Source organism: Pseudomonas frederiksbergensis (assembly GCF_001952935.1).
Taxonomy (GTDB): domain Bacteria; phylum Pseudomonadota; class Gammaproteobacteria; order Pseudomonadales; family Pseudomonadaceae; genus Aquipseudomonas; species Aquipseudomonas frederiksbergensis.
In genome coordinates, this window is record NZ_CP018319.1 from 193,499 (window position 1) to 209,152 (window position 15,654).

Annotated in this window: 20 protein-coding genes; 11 read left to right on the top strand and 9 right to left on the bottom strand. The window is 60.1% G+C overall.

The window, feature by feature from the left end:
- Window positions 1–57: 57 nt before the first annotated feature.
- The gene (locus PFAS1_RS01020) at window positions 58–573 is read left to right on the top strand and encodes a methylated-DNA--[protein]-cysteine S-methyltransferase (protein WP_076027894.1); all 516 of its coding nucleotides are present in this window, start codon (window positions 58–60) and stop codon (window positions 571–573) included.
- Window positions 574–611: 38 nt separating this feature from the next.
- Here PFAS1_RS01020 and PFAS1_RS01025 read toward each other — a convergent pair whose 3' ends face one another.
- Window positions 612–1,202 carry an NUDIX domain-containing protein gene (locus PFAS1_RS01025; RefSeq protein ID WP_076027895.1) on the bottom strand — a complete coding sequence of 197 codons (591 nt, stop codon included), beginning with the start codon at window positions 1,200–1,202 and terminating at the stop codon, window positions 612–614.
- Between the two features lie 61 nt (window positions 1,203–1,263).
- Entirely contained in the window at window positions 1,264–1,701 is a 438-nt protein-coding gene (locus tag PFAS1_RS01030; protein WP_076027896.1) for a hemerythrin domain-containing protein, read from the bottom strand.
- 149 nt (window positions 1,702–1,850) lie between these two features.
- On the opposite strand from PFAS1_RS01030, the gene PFAS1_RS01035 reads away from it, so the two are divergent.
- Complete coding sequence (locus PFAS1_RS01035; protein ID WP_076027897.1) at window positions 1,851–2,282, top strand: GNAT family N-acetyltransferase; 432 nt, start codon at window positions 1,851–1,853, stop codon at window positions 2,280–2,282.
- A 157-nt stretch (window positions 2,283–2,439) separates the two neighbouring features.
- Here PFAS1_RS01035 and PFAS1_RS01040 read toward each other — a convergent pair whose 3' ends face one another.
- The gene (locus PFAS1_RS01040; RefSeq protein WP_008154821.1) at window positions 2,440–2,790 is read right to left on the bottom strand and encodes a hypothetical protein; all 351 of its coding nucleotides are present in this window, start codon (window positions 2,788–2,790) and stop codon (window positions 2,440–2,442) included.
- Window positions 2,791–2,951: 161 nt separating this feature from the next.
- On the opposite strand from PFAS1_RS01040, the gene PFAS1_RS01050 reads away from it, so the two are divergent.
- From PFAS1_RS01050 to PFAS1_RS01090, 9 genes are all read left to right on the top strand, one after another.
- On the top strand, window positions 2,952–3,200 hold the full coding sequence (locus PFAS1_RS01050) for a hypothetical protein (protein ID WP_008154823.1): 249 nt from the start codon (window positions 2,952–2,954) through the stop codon (window positions 3,198–3,200).
- Window positions 3,201–3,220: 20 nt separating this feature from the next.
- On the top strand, window positions 3,221–3,550 hold the full coding sequence (locus tag PFAS1_RS01055; protein WP_076027898.1) for a DUF6388 family protein: 330 nt from the start codon (window positions 3,221–3,223) through the stop codon (window positions 3,548–3,550).
- Window positions 3,551–3,585: 35 nt separating this feature from the next.
- Window positions 3,586–4,290 carry a YoaK family protein gene (locus PFAS1_RS01060; RefSeq protein WP_076027899.1) on the top strand — a complete coding sequence of 235 codons (705 nt, stop codon included), beginning with the start codon at window positions 3,586–3,588 and terminating at the stop codon, window positions 4,288–4,290.
- Between the two features lie 111 nt (window positions 4,291–4,401).
- A complete protein-coding gene (gene tusD, locus PFAS1_RS01065; protein ID WP_076031479.1) occupies window positions 4,402–4,794 on the top strand; it encodes a sulfurtransferase complex subunit TusD in 393 nt (130 codons plus the stop codon).
- Between the two features lies 1 nt (window position 4,795).
- Window positions 4,796–5,158, top strand: a complete 363-nt coding sequence (gene tusC / locus PFAS1_RS01070) for a sulfurtransferase complex subunit TusC (RefSeq protein WP_076027900.1) — start codon at window positions 4,796–4,798, stop codon at window positions 5,156–5,158.
- The gene (tusB, locus tag PFAS1_RS01075; protein ID WP_076027901.1) at window positions 5,158–5,451 is read left to right on the top strand and encodes a sulfurtransferase complex subunit TusB; all 294 of its coding nucleotides are present in this window, start codon (window positions 5,158–5,160) and stop codon (window positions 5,449–5,451) included. The genes tusC and tusB overlap by 1 nt, the downstream gene beginning before the upstream one ends.
- Window positions 5,448–5,783, top strand: a complete 336-nt coding sequence (locus PFAS1_RS01080; RefSeq protein ID WP_074878158.1) for a TusE/DsrC/DsvC family sulfur relay protein — start codon at window positions 5,448–5,450, stop codon at window positions 5,781–5,783. Before tusB ends, PFAS1_RS01080 begins: the two co-directional genes overlap by 4 nt.
- On the top strand, window positions 5,780–6,781 hold the full coding sequence (locus tag PFAS1_RS01085; protein WP_076027902.1) for a glycosyl transferase family protein: 1,002 nt from the start codon (window positions 5,780–5,782) through the stop codon (window positions 6,779–6,781). Before PFAS1_RS01080 ends, PFAS1_RS01085 begins: the two co-directional genes overlap by 4 nt.
- Before the next feature lie 90 nt (window positions 6,782–6,871).
- On the top strand, window positions 6,872–7,879 hold the full coding sequence (locus PFAS1_RS01090; RefSeq protein ID WP_076027903.1) for a glutathione S-transferase family protein: 1,008 nt from the start codon (window positions 6,872–6,874) through the stop codon (window positions 7,877–7,879).
- Between the two features lie 128 nt (window positions 7,880–8,007).
- On the opposite strand, the gene cysG is transcribed toward PFAS1_RS01090, so the two are convergent.
- From cysG to PFAS1_RS01120, 6 genes are all read right to left on the bottom strand, one after another.
- Window positions 8,008–9,402 carry a siroheme synthase CysG gene (gene cysG / locus PFAS1_RS01095; protein WP_076027904.1) on the bottom strand — a complete coding sequence of 465 codons (1,395 nt, stop codon included), beginning with the start codon at window positions 9,400–9,402 and terminating at the stop codon, window positions 8,008–8,010.
- The gene (serS, locus tag PFAS1_RS01100; protein ID WP_074878166.1) at window positions 9,403–10,683 is read right to left on the bottom strand and encodes a serine--tRNA ligase; all 1,281 of its coding nucleotides are present in this window, start codon (window positions 10,681–10,683) and stop codon (window positions 9,403–9,405) included.
- A gap of 15 nt (window positions 10,684–10,698) precedes the next feature.
- Complete coding sequence (crcB, locus tag PFAS1_RS01105) at window positions 10,699–11,073, bottom strand: fluoride efflux transporter CrcB (protein ID WP_074878168.1); 375 nt, start codon at window positions 11,071–11,073, stop codon at window positions 10,699–10,701.
- Entirely contained in the window at window positions 11,073–12,395 is a 1,323-nt protein-coding gene (locus tag PFAS1_RS01110; RefSeq protein ID WP_076027905.1) for a replication-associated recombination protein A, read from the bottom strand. Before PFAS1_RS01110 ends, crcB begins: the two co-directional genes overlap by 1 nt.
- 157 nt (window positions 12,396–12,552) lie before the next feature.
- Window positions 12,553–13,176: an outer membrane lipoprotein periplasmic chaperone LolA gene (gene lolA, locus PFAS1_RS01115; RefSeq protein ID WP_008154853.1), complete on the bottom strand. Its 624-nt coding sequence runs from the start codon at window positions 13,174–13,176 to the stop codon at window positions 12,553–12,555.
- Window positions 13,177–13,241: 65 nt separating this feature from the next.
- Window positions 13,242–15,644 carry a DNA translocase FtsK gene (locus PFAS1_RS01120; protein WP_076027906.1) on the bottom strand — a complete coding sequence of 801 codons (2,403 nt, stop codon included), beginning with the start codon at window positions 15,642–15,644 and terminating at the stop codon, window positions 13,242–13,244.
- Window positions 15,645–15,654 lie beyond the last annotated feature (10 nt).

Sequence of the window (15,654 nt, forward strand, 5' to 3'; positions counted from 1 at the left end):
TCCCCGTCGAGGCAGTATGCTTGGCCTCGGTTCAGCACTTTTACGGAGTCCACCGGCATGAGTTACACCTTCATCACCCTCGCCACACCGGTGGGCGAGTTGAAGCTGGTCGCGAACGGCTCACGACTGGCAGCCATCCTCTGGGAAAACGACAAACCCGACCGGGTGCGGCTTGGACCGATGCGCGAGGCGCCGGATAATCCGATCCTGATGCGCACAGCTCAGCAGCTGCGGGAATACTTTGCAGGCACGCGCAATCGTTTCGACCTGGAACTGGATTTTGCCGGGACGGAATTTCAGAAGAAGGTCTGGGCAGCGCTGCTCACCATTCCGTTTGGCGAAACCCGCAGCTATAGCGAGATAGCCCGGCAGATCGGCAATCCCAGTGCGGTTCGGGCAGTGGGCGCCGCGAATGGCAAGAACCCGATTTCGATTGTTGCGCCGTGTCATCGGGTGATTGGCGCTTCGGGAAAGTTGACGGGGTTTGCCGGAGGGCTTGAGGCGAAGGAGCAGCTGCTGACGCTGGAAGGTTGCCAATGGTCTGGGGCCGGCAGGACAGGCGATTTGTTCTGACGTGACAGGCCCCGCATTTGTGGCGAGAGGGACACAGCTTAAATCGTGAAGATGTTTTTCATCGCCGCATACTGCAACAGCATGATGGTCTTCGCATCGCAGATTTCCCCGCGATAAAACGCATCAAGTGCGTCGTCGAATTTCCATTCCAGCACTTCCAGTTCCTCGGTTTCCTCCTCCAGCCCGCCGCCCTCGCTGACCTTGGAAGCAGCGTCGTACTCGGCGATGAAGAAGTGCAGTTTTTCAGTCACCGAGCCGGGGCTCATGTAGGCCTCGAACACCTTGTGCACATGGTGCACGCGATAACCGGTTTCTTCCTCGGCTTCTTCGCGGATGCGCTCTTCAGGCGCCGCACCTTCGAGCAGCCCCGCCGCCACTTCGATCAGCAACCCATCGTGGCCGTTGACGAACACCGGCAAGCGGAATTGCCGGGTCAGCACCACGGTTTTCTTTTCACGGTTGAACAGCAGGATCGCCGCGCCATTGCCGCGGTCGTAGACTTCGCGGGTCTGGCGTTGCCATTCACCGTTGTTGCGTTGGTAATCGAAGGTAATTTTCTTGAGCAGATACCAGTCGTGGGACAACACCTGAGACTCGATGAGGTTGACCCGCTCGGCTGTGTTCGACATGACAATGCATCCCTTTTTTCGTCAGAAGGCGCACATCTTAGGCGAAAACGAAAGGCCGACGCTAAGACAGCTGAGCCTTGTATTCCTTCTCATACTGACCCGCGAGCGTCACTTTCTGTTTGTCGTCGAGTAGCTTGCCGGCCATCTGGAAGAACTTCTGCTCCTCCTCTTCCAGGTGGTGATTGACCTTCTCGGCGAGCTTCTTCGCGGCGACCAGCCAGGCCGGGCTGGACATCTCGGTTTCGTCGAGTGCTTCCATCATTTCATCCATCTCATGATGTTCGGCAATCGCATGACGGCTGAGGTCGACGCCGTTATCGAACTCCATCAGCGGAATGTAGAAATGCCGCTCTTCAGCGGTTTCGTGGGCCTGAAGTTCGGACTTGAGCTGCTTGTAAGCCTCGACCCGTTCGGGGGTGTCGCCGCTGGTCTGGATCAGCGCATCGGCGTAGATACGTTGGCGGTCGTGGCTTTCGCGCAAGGCTTCGAAAATATTCACGGATTGTCCTCATGGATCGCGTTCAGAATTGACGCTGTTTAGCCTAGACATCTGCGCCCGAACGACGGTTCCACCTCAAGACTGGAACAACGACCAGGTGACGCGATAGTCTTGGAAATGTTTTCCCTCTGGCCATAAGGAAATAGCTGATGACGCTGCGAATCGAACGATCGCAAAACCCCACGGATGAAGAACGCCAGGCAATCCTGCTGCCGTTGCGCGCCTATAACGCCGCAAAGGCCGGTGTCTCGACTCAGGAGCCCGTTGCCTTGCTGGTGCGTGACGAAAGCGGCGAGATTCTCGGCGGGCTTCACGGTCGGGTGTTTTACCAATGGTTGTATATCGACCTGTTGTCGGTGCCTGAACAGGCCCGGGGACAGGGCATGGGCACGAAACTGATGCAAATGGCTGAAGACCTGGCACGGGAAAAGGAATGCATCGGAGTCTGGCTCGACACCTTCGACTTCCAGGCACCGGAGTTCTACCGCAAGCTCGGCTACAGCGAGCTAGGCCAGATCACCGACTACCCACCGGGCCACAAGCGCTTCTTTTTCCAGAAGCGCCTGAAAAACGAAACCTGACCCGGCGGGAGCAAACCCCATTTTCATAATCAACACAGAACAACTGTGGGACCGGGCTTGCTCGCGAAGGCGGTGTGTCAGTCAACAGAGATGTTGAATGTACCGGCCTCTTCGCGAGCAAGCCCGCTCCCACAGGGGTTTGCGTCAATCCAAAGAATCAGAGGCAGGTCGCCAACGCCGCCAGTCGGCGCTTGGCCACAAAGTCGTCATGCTGCGCGTAATAATTCAGCACGGTAGCGGAAGCGTCAGTCTTCACGTCCACAAAGGACTCCGCCGAACGCGTGTAAACGGTGGTGCCGCCCTTCTCGCCAGGCTGCAAATACGCGCCAGCATCGACACCGAACACCGCCTCATCCTGCCAGGAAAACTGCACACACTGGGCAACTACTTTTTCCGGTTTGTCCGACGTCAGGGTTTTGTACGGGGTTCCAGTGCGGGCGTCGTTCATCGCCGAGCCCGCGCATCCCGCCAGCAACGTTACGGCCAGCGCCACCATCAGAATTCGCATTGCATTCGCTCATCAAGAAAAAGCGGACTGTATCACCGCGGCACGGCGTATCGTTCTGCTTTACTTCATTTATACCGCGACACCGAGTGACGATTCGCGCACCCTGTCGCGCCATTAACACCGCATCGCCCGTTTTTCCGGGCTTATTTTCTGGAAAGGTCATGACACCCAACGCCGAATACTACAAACCGACCGCTGAATATGCCGACAAACTGATCAGCCAGATCGGTCAGACGCCGTCCTGGATTGCCAAGCGGATTGGCGTCACCGACAAGCGAATTCGTTACATCCTCGACGGCGAAAGAACCGTCAAGGGTGAAACCACGCCAATCCAGATGACGTACCCCGAGCAGTTTGCCCTCGAGTGCCTGGCAGCAGCGGCCAAGGCCAGCAAGAAGCAGTCTTCGTAATCCAGCCTCAAGGAGCGACCATGGCGGCAACCGAACAGCAACACGAGCAAGCGCTGAAGAAGTTTCTCGATGAGCGCCCTGAACTGCGCGTCGAACTCGACAACCTCAACCCGCTGTTGGCTCAGGCCAAGGGCGAGACCGCGGCGCAGTACCGCGACGAACGCTTGCATGAAGCCTTCGAAGCCGAGGCCGAGCGCCTGGGATTGTTTGCCTGGGAGCTGACACTGCAACTGACCGCCGCGACGCCCGAGGACTATCAGGCGCAGCGCCTGGAAGTGCACAAGGAAGTGGCCGAGATGGCCGGCATGGACTGGCGGGAGTATTGCGAGTTATATGGATTGAGTAAGTGACTATTTCAGTCGCTGCCTGAGGACGACCTTCGCTGATGTTGCCATCCCTCTCAACTGACCGCGCCAGCCCGGGCCACCTGCATACCCGCAAATGGCGCGGACGCATCGGCATGTCGCTGGTGGCCAGCCTCTCGGTGCTCGCCGGCATGACCGACGCCATCGGCTTCATGGCCAGCGGTGATTTCGTCTCGTTCATGAGCGGCAACACCACCCGCCTCGCGGTCGCCATCAGCGACGGCGACCTGGGCCTCACGTTGCGCCTGGTGATCCTCGTCGGCACCTTCGTCGTCGGCAACGCCTTGGGCATTGTCGTCAGTCGCCTCGGCGGCCGTCGGGCGCTGCCCTTGCTGCTGTGCATCGCCACGCTGCTCTGCGGCGCCGCTGCCTGGCCCTACGACGAACAATTGCCGGCGCTTCTGGCGACGATCATCGCCATGGGCATGCTCAATGCCGCCGTGGAAGAAGTGAACGGACTGCCGGTCGGCCTGACCTACGTCACCGGCGCCCTGTCGCGCTTCGGCCGTGGGCTGGGACGCTGGATGCTCGGCGAACGGCGTAACGGCTGGCGCGTGCAATTGATTCCCTGGACCGGGATGTTTGCCGGCGCGGTAATCGGCGCCTTGCTGGAACATCACCTGGGGCTCAAGGCTTTGTTTGTCAGCGGTCTGCTGGCCGGCGCGGTCGGGTTGCTGTCGCTGAAAATCCCGCAGCGCTGGCAATTGGGTTACATGCCGCGCTGATCGGTGGTTGATCGAATTGGGTGCACCTGACACACCATCTCGCGGCAAAGCCCTTCGCCGCCCCGGCGATAAAGCTTTATCATGGCCGCAGTTTTGCTGATCGAGTCCGTCATGAAATTCGCCATCGCGCTGTTTTCCGCCGCCCATGCGCCCTCCTCGCGCCGCGCCCTGCTGTTTGCCCAGGCTGCGCTGGCCGGTGGGCATGAGATTGTTCGGCTGTTTTTCTACCAGGACGGCGTCTACAACGCCTCCGGCAGCGTGGTCACGCCGCAGGATGAGCAGGACTTGCCCAAGCAATGGCGCAACTTCGTCACCGAGCATCAACTGGACGGCGTCGTGTGTATCGCAGCCGCCCTGCGTCGTGGCGTGCTGAATGAAGAAGAAGCCGGGCGCTATCAGCGTCAAGCTGTGGCGGTGGGCGCGCCGTGGGAATTGTCTGGCCTGGGCCAGCTGCATGACGCGGTGCAGGATGCTGACCGCCTGATCTGTTTTGGAGGCGCGTGAGATGGCTAAATCCTTGCTGATTATCAGCCGTCAGGCGCCCTGGTCCGGGCCGAGTGCGCGGGAAGCGCTGGACATCGTGCTGGCCGGCGGCGCCTTCGATCTGCCGATCGGCCTGCTGTTTCTCGATGACGGAGTGTTCCAGCTCGCCGCGAAACAGGACGCCAAGGCCCTCCAGCAGAAGGACCTCAGTGCCAATCTGCAAGCCTTGCCAATGTTCGGTGTCGACGAACTGTTTGTCTGTGCCGACAGCGTTGTGCAACGGGGTCTGAACCCGGCCGGCTTGGCGCTGGAAGAAGCGCAGGTGCTGGCCGCCCACGAAATCACCGCACTTATTGACCGTTACGACCAGGTGATCACCCTCTGATGTCGACTTTGCATGTGTTGTCTCATTCCCCGTTCGGCGACGATCGCCTGACCAGTTGCCTGCGCTTGATGGGTGCTGACGATGCGCTGCTGCTGACTGGCGACGCGGTTTATGCGTTGCAACCAGGGACCGCGCCGTTCAAAGCGCTGAACGCCCGCAGCCCGAAACTGTTCGTACTGGCCGAAGACGCCCAGGCTCGCGCGCTGGAGATTCCTGACACGGCCAAGGCCATCGATTACCCGGCCTTCGTCGAGCTGTCGATTCACTACGACAAGGTCAACAGTTGGCTATGAAATCCCTGACGGTCGGCGCACGCGCCATCGAGCTGGACAAGGACGGTTTCCTGGTCGAACTGAGCGACTGGTCCTGCGAAGTGGCCAGCGCCCTGGCCGCCGCCGAAGACATCGAGTTGAGCCCCGAACACTGGGAGATCCTCGAACTGCTGCGCAGCTTCTACGCCGAATTCCAGCTGTCGCCGGCCACCCGTCCGCTGATCAAGTACACAGCAACGAAGCTGGGCCCGGAAAAGGGCAACAGCCTGCACCTGAACCGACTGTTCAAAGGCACCCCTGCCAAACTCGCCGCGAAACTGGCGGGCCTGCCCAAACCGACGAATTGCTTATGACCGACTACACTGCGCTGACCCTCGAAACACCCGCCGAACACCCGTTCGCCCAGTTCGTGCGCATTCTCGGCAAAGGCAAGCGCGGCGCCCGCGACTTGACCCGCGAGGAAGCCCGCGAAGCCATGGGCATGGTGCTCGACCACAAGGTCGAAGACACCCAACTCGGCGCGTTCCTGATGCTGTTGCGGCACAAGGAAGAAAGCGCCGAGGAAATGGCCGGGTTTACCGAAGCCTTGCGTGAACGGTTGAATCCGCCGGCACTGGCCGTCGATCTGGACTGGCCGACATATGCCGGCAAGAAACGCCATCTGCCTTGGTACCTGCTGGCCGCCAAGTGTCTGGCACAGAATGGCGTGCGGATTTTCATGCATGGCGGCGGCGCGCACACGGCCGGTAGGCTCTACAGCGAGCAACTGCTGGATGAGTTGAAGATCCCGTTGTGCCGCGACTGGCAGCAGGTCGGCGACGCACTGGATAACGGCAGCCTGGCCTTCATGCCGCTGGTGGATTGGGCACCGCAGCTGCAACGAATGATCGACCTGCGCAACACCTTGGGCCTGCGCTCGCCGATCCATTCCCTGACGCGGATTCTCAACCCGTTGAGTGCCCGCTGTGGCCTGCAAAGCATTTTCCACCCCGGTTACCAGGCGGTGCATCGCGATGCCAGCGGCTTGCTCGGCGATACCGCGATCGTGGTGAAAGGCGACGGCGGCGAAATCGAGATCAACCCAGACGCCGACAGTCACTTGTACGGCACCACTGGCGGCGAAAGCTGGGACGAGGAATGGCCGCAGCTGTCGGCACAACGCCACGTCAAACCGGCCACCCTCGATCCCGAGCACTTGAAAGCCGTGTGGCGTGGCGACGTAGTCGACAGCTATCCGCAAATGGCACTGATCTCGACCATGGCCCTGGCCTTGCGCGGCCTCGGCCAACCCCGTGAGCAGGCCTTCGAAACCGCCCAGCAGTATTGGGATGCGCGGGACAAATCGATATAACCGATCATAAGCGCCCAACCTTTGCGCTTTTTAATCGAACCTATGCGAATAGACTCCTCTCCAACGCTTATTGGTTGAGGAGTCTTGGACATGGGTTTGTTAGTTGAAGGCCGCTGGCACGACCAGTGGTACGAAAGCAGCAAGGATGGCGCGTTCCAGCGTGAACAAGCGCAGCGTCGTAACTGGCTGACCACCGATGGCAAACCTGGCCCGACAGGTGTTGGTGGCTTTGCGGCCGAGGCCGGTCGTTATCACCTCTACGTGTCCCTCGCCTGTCCATGGGCTCACCGCACGCTGATCCTGCGCAAACTCAAAGGCCTCGAAAGCCTCATCGACGTCTCGGTGGTCAGTTGGTTGATGCTGGAAAACGGCTGGACCTTCGACCAGAACCTCGGATCGACCGGGGACAAGCTCGATCATTTCAATTTCATGCACCAGCGCTACACCGCCGATACCGCCGACTACACCGGCCGCGTCACCGTGCCGGTGCTCTGGGACAAACAGCAGAATCGCATCGTCAACAATGAATCGGCGGAGATCATCCGCATGTTCAATGGCGCCTTCGATGATTTGACGGGTAATGACCTGGATTTCTACCCTGCGCCGCTGCGGGGCGAAATCGATGCGCTGAACGAACGGATTTATCCGACGGTGAACAATGGCGTGTATCGCGCAGGATTTGCCACAGCGCAGAAGGCTTATGAAGAAGCGTTCGACGGGTTGTTCGAGGAGCTTGATCGGCTGGAACAGCTGTTGGGTGCCAATCGCTATTTGGCGGGTGAGTACCTGACCGAAGCGGATATTCGGCTGTTCACCACGTTGATTCGCTTTGACGCGGTGTATTACGGGCACTTCAAGTGCAACCTGCGGCGGATTGCCGATTATCCGAATCTGTCGAACTGGCTGCGGGAGATTTATCAGTGGCCGGGGATTGCCGAGACGGTGAACTTCGAGCACATCAAGAATCACTACTACGGCAGCCACAAGACCATCAATCCGACGGGGATCGTGCCGAAAGGGCCGGCGCAGGATTTCACAGCGCCGCATGATCGGGAGCGGTTGAGCGGGAAAGGGGTTTGGCTTAAGAGCCAGGCCTGATCTGACATACTGGGCGGTTTTGAGGGCCCCTTCGCGAGCAAGCCCGCTCCCACATTCAACCGTATTCTTCAGTTAGAACTCGGTCAAATGTGGGAGCGGGCTTGCTCGCGAATGGAGCGACTCGGTGTTCAGACTTGCGCCTGCGCACCCTCGAACCACGCCAGTTTCTCGCGCAACTGCACCACTTCACCAACGATCACCAGCGTCGGCGCATGCACTTCATGCTCCGCCACCAGACTTGGCAAATCGGCCAACGTGCCGGTAAACACCCGTTGATTGACCGTGGTGCCCTGCTGGATCAACGCCGCTGGCGTATCCGCTGCGCGACCATGCTTGATCAACTGTTCGCAAATGATCGGCAACCCCACCAACCCCATGTAAAACACCAGGGTTTGCGCCGGCGCGACCAGGTCGGCCCACGGCAAATCGGTGGAACCGTCCTTCAGGTGCCCGGTGACAAAACGCACAGACTGCGCGTAATCACGGTGCGTCAGCGGAATTCCGGCATACGCCGCGCAACCGCTGGCCGCGGTGATACCCGGCACCACCTGGAACGGGATGCCATGGGCCGCCAGTTCTTCGATCTCTTCACCGCCGCGACCGAAGATGAACGGATCACCGCCCTTCAATCGCACGACCCGCTTGCCCTGCTTGGCCAAATCCACCAATTGCTGGTTGATCTGATCCTGCGGCACAGCGTGATCGGCGCGACGCTTGCCGACGTAAATCCGCTCGGCATCGCGACGGCACAAATCCAGAATCGCCGGCGCCACCAAGCGGTCATACAGCACCACATCGGCTTGCTGCATCAGACGCAAGGCACGGAAGGTCAGCAGGTCGGGATCACCCGGACCGGCGCCCACCAAATAGACTTCGCCCGTTGCATTCGGTGCTTCACCGGCAATTTTCGCCAGCATCAAGCGCTCGGCTTCGGCGCCCTGCCCGGCCAGTTGTCGGTCGGCAATTGGGCCCTGGAACACATCTTCCCAGAACGCCCGACGCTGCTGCACATCCGGGAACAGGTGTTTGACCTGGCTGCGAAAACGTGCGGCCAGGCCGGCCAGTTGACCGTAGGTGGAAGGAATCCAGGTTTCCAGTTTGGCGCGGATCAACCGCGCCAGCACCGGCGCATCGCCGCCGCTGGAGACCGCTACGATCAAAGGAGAACGGTCGACGATCGCCGGGAAGATCACGCTGCACAAGGCTGGCGCGTCCACCACGTTGACCGGCACGCAACGCCGATGGGCATCGGCGGAGACTTGCGCGTTCAGCGGTTCGTCGTCGGTGGCGGCGATGATCAGCCCGCAACCGTCCAGGTCCGATTCAACGTAGCCTCGCACCAGACATTCGCCACCGCTACCGGCAACCAGTTCGCGCAGTTGCGGTTCGATTTCAGGTGCGACCACCCGCAGCAGCGCACCGGCTTCGGCCAGCAGGCGGGATTTGCGCAAGGCAATCTCCCCCCCGCCGACGACCAAGACACGACTGCCGCGAAGGTTATGGAACAGCGGCAGATAGTCCATTTAGCCGATGACCTCGAGGCCACCCATGTACGGTTTCAGCACGTCCGGCACACGGATCGAACCGTCGGCTTGCTGATAGTTTTCCAGCACCGCCACCAGGGTACGACCGACCGCCAGGCCGGAACCGTTCAGGGTGTGAACCAGTTCAGGCTTGCCGGTTTCCGGGTTACGGAAACGTGCTTGCATGCGGCGAGCCTGGAAGTCGCCGCAGTTGGAGCACGACGAAATCTCGCGGTATTTGTCCTGGCTCGGGATCCACACTTCCAGGTCGTAGGTCTTGACCGCGCTGAAGCCCATGTCGCCAGTGCACAGCGCAATAGTGCGATAAGGCAGTTCGAGCAATTGCAGGACTTTTTCGGCGTTGGCCGTCAGGCCTTCCAGCGCTTCCATCGAGGTCGACGGCTCAACGATCTGAACCATTTCAACCTTGTCGAACTGGTGCTGACGAATCATGCCGCGCGTATCGCGACCCGAGGCACCGGCTTCACTGCGAAAGCATGGCGTGTGGGCGACGAACTTGATCGGCAGCCGTTTCGAATCGACGATTTCGCCAGCGACGATGTTGGTCAGCGACACTTCGGCGGTCGGAATCAGGTACAGATCGGCTTCACCTTCGCGAGTGATCTTGAACAGGTCTTCTTCGAACTTCGGCAACTGACCCGTGCCTTGCAACGCCGGCGCTTGAACCAGATAAGGCGTGTAGGCCTCTTCGTAACCGTGTTCGCTGGTGTGCAGGTTGATCATGAACTGCGCCAGGGCGCGGTGCATACGCGCAATCGGGCCGCGTAACAGGGCGAAACGGGCGCCGGACAGCTTGGCGGCGGTTTCGAAGTCCAGCCAGCCGAATTTCTCGCCCAGGGCGACGTGGTCCTGAACCGGGAAATCGAACGCGGTCGGTGTGCCCCAACGGCGCACTTCGACGTTGCCGTCTTCGTCATCACCGATCGGTACGGATTCGTGCGGCAGGTTCGGGATGCCGAGCAGGATCGAATCCAGATCGGTCTGGATCGCGTCCAGCTCGACTTTACCGGCGCTCAATTCATTCGCCATGCGCTCGACGTCCGCCATCAGCGGCGCGATGTCTTCGCCGCGCTGCTTGGCCTGGCCGATGGATTTGGAGCGCGCATTACGGTCAGCCTGCAGTGCTTCGGTGCGGGTCTGGACGGTCTTGCGCTGTTCTTCCAGCGCTTCGATGCGCGCAACATCCAGCGTGTAACCACGGGATGCCAGGCGGTCCGCTACGTCCTGAAGGTTGCTACGTAACAGTTTGGAATCGAGCATGTCGGTCTCTCGTTATCAAAGTTTGGTCAAGGACAGGCCAGCCCAGGTAGCGAGCAGCCCACCGAATACGCTGATGGCAGCATAGACAATAGCGAGCGGCATTTGCCCGGTTTCCAGCAGGCGCACCGTGTCCAGTGAAAAAGATGAAAAAGTCGTCAGCCCCCCGAGGAAGCCGACCATCAACCCGGCGCGCACCTCAATCGGCACCTCCGGGCGTATTAAAAACAGACCGTATAGAACGCCGATCAGCAAACAGCCGACGATATTAACGGCCAGCGTCGCGGTATAGAAGTGCCGCGGCCAATTAGCGTTGATCCAGTTACCCGTGGCAAAGCGCAAAAGCGTTCCGGCGATACCGCCCACAGAAACAGCAACGATCAAAGGGATCACTATTTTCTCCGCTGCCGGGGGCTGAGACGGTCAAGTTGCGCAAGGTGATTGAGCTTCTCGCCGATCTTCAGCTCCAGGCCACGCGGCACTGGCTGATAGAACGGTTGCGGCTCGAGTTCTTCCGGGAAATAGTCTTCGCCAGCGGCGTAAGCGTCCGGCTCATCGTGGGCGTAACGGTATTCGTCGCCATAACCGAGTTGCTTCATCAGCTTGGTCGGCGCGTTGCGCAGGTGCAGCGGCACTTCCAATGAACCGTGTTCGGTGGCGCTGCGCATCGCGGCTTTGAAACCCATGTACACCGCGTTGCTTTTCGGCGCGCAAGCCAGATAGGTGATGGCCTGGGCCACCGCCAATTCGCCTTCAGGGCTGCCAAGGCGTTCCTGCACTTCCCACGCCGCCAGGCACAGGCTCAGGGCGCGGGGGTCTGCGTTACCGATGTCTTCGCTGGCCATGCGCACCACGCGCCGGGCCAGGTACAACGGATCGCAACCGCCGTCGATCATTCGTGCGAACCAGTACAGTGCGCCGTCGGGGTTGGAGCCGCGCACGGATTTATGCAGCGCGGAAATCTGGTCGTAAAACGCTTCGCCGCCCTTGTCGAAACGCCGGCGGGTATCACCGAGCAGGCTTTGCAGGAGATCGACGCCGATCTCGCTGTTGTCTTCAGCCAGGTCCGAGGCGTTTTCCAGCAGGTTGAGCAGACGCCGGCCATCGCCATCGGCGGCCGACAGCAACATCTGGAAGCCTTCATCGCTGAGGGTCAGTTGCCGCTTGCCCAGGCCACGCTCTTCCGTCAGCGCGCGATGCACCAGCTTGCGCAGGGCCGCTTCGTCGAGACTTTTGAGCACGTAGACGCGCGCCCGGGAGAGCAACGCGTTGTTGAGTTCGAATGAGGGGTTTTCCGTGGTGGCGCCGATAAAAATCAGCGTGCCGTCTTCAACGTACGGCAGGAAAGCGTCCTGCTGGGACTTGTTGAAGCGGTGCACTTCGTCGACAAACAGGATGGTCCGCCGGCCGTATTGCCCGGCTTGCTGCTTGGCGATTTCCACCGACTGACGGATTTCCTTCACGCCGGCCAGTACCGCCGAAACCGTTTCGAAGTGCGCATCCGAGACTTCCGCCAGCAGCCGCGCCAGGGTGGTCTTGCCCACACCCGGCGGGCCCCAGAAAATCATCGAGTGCAAGGCACCCTGCTCCAGCGCCTCGCGCAAAGGCTTGCCGCGAGCGAGCAGGTGTTCCTGACCGACGTACTCGTCCAGGTTGGCCGCACGCAGGCGTGCTGCCAAAGGTTGAGCTATCGGGGCACTGCGAAACAGGTCCATCACTACTTATGAAACCTCACTGACTATCAGTCAATAATCTGAACACCGCCGATCCCTGTGGGAGCGAGCCTGCTCGCGATAGCGTCAGGTCAGTCAACATTGATGTTGAATGTAATGCCGCCATCGCGAGCAGGCTCGCTCCCACAGGTTTTGCGTCTTACTCTTGAATCACGTCCGCCCCTTTAGGGATGTCGAACTTGAACTTCGACGCCGGAATCGGCTCGTTGGCTTTCACCCCGGTGAACAGGATGTTGGTGCGCTGACCGACGCTGTCGATCATCTGCATGTCATTGACCAGGCCGTTACGGAACGACAGGCGCAGGCTGTCGAACAGGGTGTCCTTGGTTTTCGGCTTCAAGGTGAAGTCGATCACGCCGCCGGCTTCCTTGGCGCTGATGTCGAAGCTCTGGCTGATCTTGGACACATCACCGGACAGCAGCAAGGCTGGCGTCTGGGTCAGGCGCTGATCGAGGTTCTTGATGGTGGCCTGCTCCAGATCCGGATCCCACAACGTCACCTTCTTGCCGTCGGAGACCATCGTTTGTTCGGCCGGCGCATTGGTGTGCCAGTAAAACAAGCCCGGACGCTGCAAGGACATTTCACCCGCGGTTTCCTGCAATTGGGTACCGCTGCCGTCGAGGGTCAGCTGGGAGAAACGTGCGGTCAGGGTCTGGGATTTTTCCAGCAATTGGGTCAGACGCGCCACGTCCTTGTCATCGGCGTGGGCCGAGAGCGTGGTCAAAGCCAAAACCGGCAGCAACAGCATGCGGATAAGACGCATGGGAGTCCTCATAACATTCGTGGGGGTGCGATGGCGCGTCATTACGCCACCGCGTTTCAATCAATTCAGTCGCGTACCGGGCCCGGGGCCAGGACTTCACGCGAACCGTTGGTATTCATGGACGTCACGACCCCAGCCATTTCCATGGCCTCGATCATGCGCGCGGCGCGGTTGTAGCCGATTTTCAGCTTGCGCTGAACCGCAGAGATGGACGCACGACGGCTTTCCAGTACGAACTGCACCGCTTCGTCGTAGAGCGCGTCGGATTCACTGTCGTCGTCGCCACCGCTGCTGCCTTCAAAGCCACTACCCGGCTCTTCGACACCAGCGAGAATCTCGTCGTTGTATTCCGGTGCGCCGCGCAGTTTCCAGGCCTCGACCACCCGGTGAACCTCGTCATCGGAGACGAAAGCGCCGTGAACACGGATCGGCAGACTGGTGCCCGGTGGCATGTAGAGCATGTCACCGTGACCCAACAGTTGCTCGGCGCCGCCCTGGTCGATGATGGTGCGCGAATCGATCTTGCTCGACACCTGGAACGCCATACGGGTCGGAATGTTGGCCTTGATCAGACCGGTGATCACGTCAACCGACGGACGCTGGGTCGCGAGGATCAAGTGGATACCGGCGGCACGGGCCTTCTGGGCGATACGGGCGATCAGTTCTTCAACCTTCTTGCCGACGATCATCATCATGTCGGCGAATTCGTCCACCACCACGACGATGGTCGGCAGCTTGGTCAACAGCGGCGCTTCGTCGTGAATGCTTTCGCGCTTGTACAACGGATCGGTCAACGGCTCACCGGCGTCCTGGGCTTCCTTGACCTTGGCATTGAAGCCCGACAGGTTACGCACGCCCATCTTCGCCATCAGTTTGTAGCGGCGCTCCATCTCCGCCACGCTCCAGCGCAGGGCGTTGGCGGCGTCCTTCATGTCGGTCACGACCGGGCACAACAGGTGCGGAATGCCTTCGTAGATCGACAGTTCAAGCATTTTCGGGTCGATCATGATCAGCTTGGCGTCTTCCGGGCCAGACTTGAACAGGATCGACAGGATCATCGCGTTCACGCCCACCGATTTACCGGAACCGGTAGTACCGGCTACCAGCAAGTGGGGCATTTTCGCCAGGTCGGTGATGACCGGTTTGCCACCGATGTCGTGCCCCAGGGCCAAAGTGACCGGCGACTTGAAGTTGTCGTACTCGGGGGTCGACAGCACTTCGGAGAAACGCACGATCTGGCGGTCTTCGTTAGGAATCTCGATACCGACGGTGGTCTTACCCGGAATCACTTCCACCACGCGCACGCTGGTCACGGCCAGGGAACGTGCCAGGTCTTTCGCCAGGTTGGAGATGCGGCTGACCTTGACGCCGGCCGCCGGCTGGATTTCGTAACGGGTAATCACCGGGCCGGGGTGAATCGAATCCACCGACACTTCGACGCCGAATTCCTTGAGCTTGATTTCCAGCAAGTGGCCAACCGCAGCCAGGGATTCAGGCGAATAATTGAGTTGTTTCTTTTCTGCCGGGTCGAGAATCGAGATCGGCGGCAAGGTGCCTTCGACGGCACTGTCGACGAACAAATGCGCCTGTTTCTCTTTTTCCACGCGTTTGCTCGGCGCCGCTGGCTTGGGCGGCGCAGGGGCAATCACCGGCGGCACCTGCTTTTCGCGGTCCGACATGTGTTTGCTCAGGGCTTGCTCACGTTCGATCAGGCGTTCCTTGACCTTGGCTTGCTCGCGTTTGTCGGTGACGGTCGGCGCGACCACGTCATGCACGCGATCATCGACTTCACGCAGCTGCGCAACCAATTGTTTGCGCTCGACACGGGCCGCCCACCAGCGGTTGGCCGCGCCCTGAAACAGTTCGAACAGGTCGAGGGTAATCTTGCCGGTGAGGTCCATCACTTTGAACCACGACAGGTCGGTGAACACCGTCAGGCCAAACAGGAACAATGCGATGAACAACAGCGTACTGCCCTGGATATTCAGGGCGTTCCTGGCCAGATCACCGAGGCTTTCGCCCAAAGCACCGCCAGCGCCGGCCGGCAGACCGGTCGCGGCGTGAAAATGGATATGGGCCAGGGCCGCACCCGAGAGCACCAGAAACACCAGGCCGATCAGGCGCCAGGAAAACAGCCAGCCGCTCCACTCCCACTGCTCGTGGCGTTGACGGAAGATTTGATAAGCCTTGATCGCCAGCAACAGCGGGAAGATGTAGGCGAAATAACCCAACACCATGAACAGGATGTCGGCGCTGTAGGAGCCGACCGGTCCGCCGAAATTCTGCACATCGTCGATCTTGCTGTTATGGCTCCAGCCCGGATCGTCCTTGCCGTAGGTCAACAAGGCCATCATCAGGAACAGGCACAAGCCGCCGATGGCGATCAATGCACCTTCCTTGAGCCGGTAGTGCAATTGCTGGCGCCAGAGCGGAACGACTGTTTTTGGTGCTGCGGTGGATTTCTTCAAAACGCTTCTT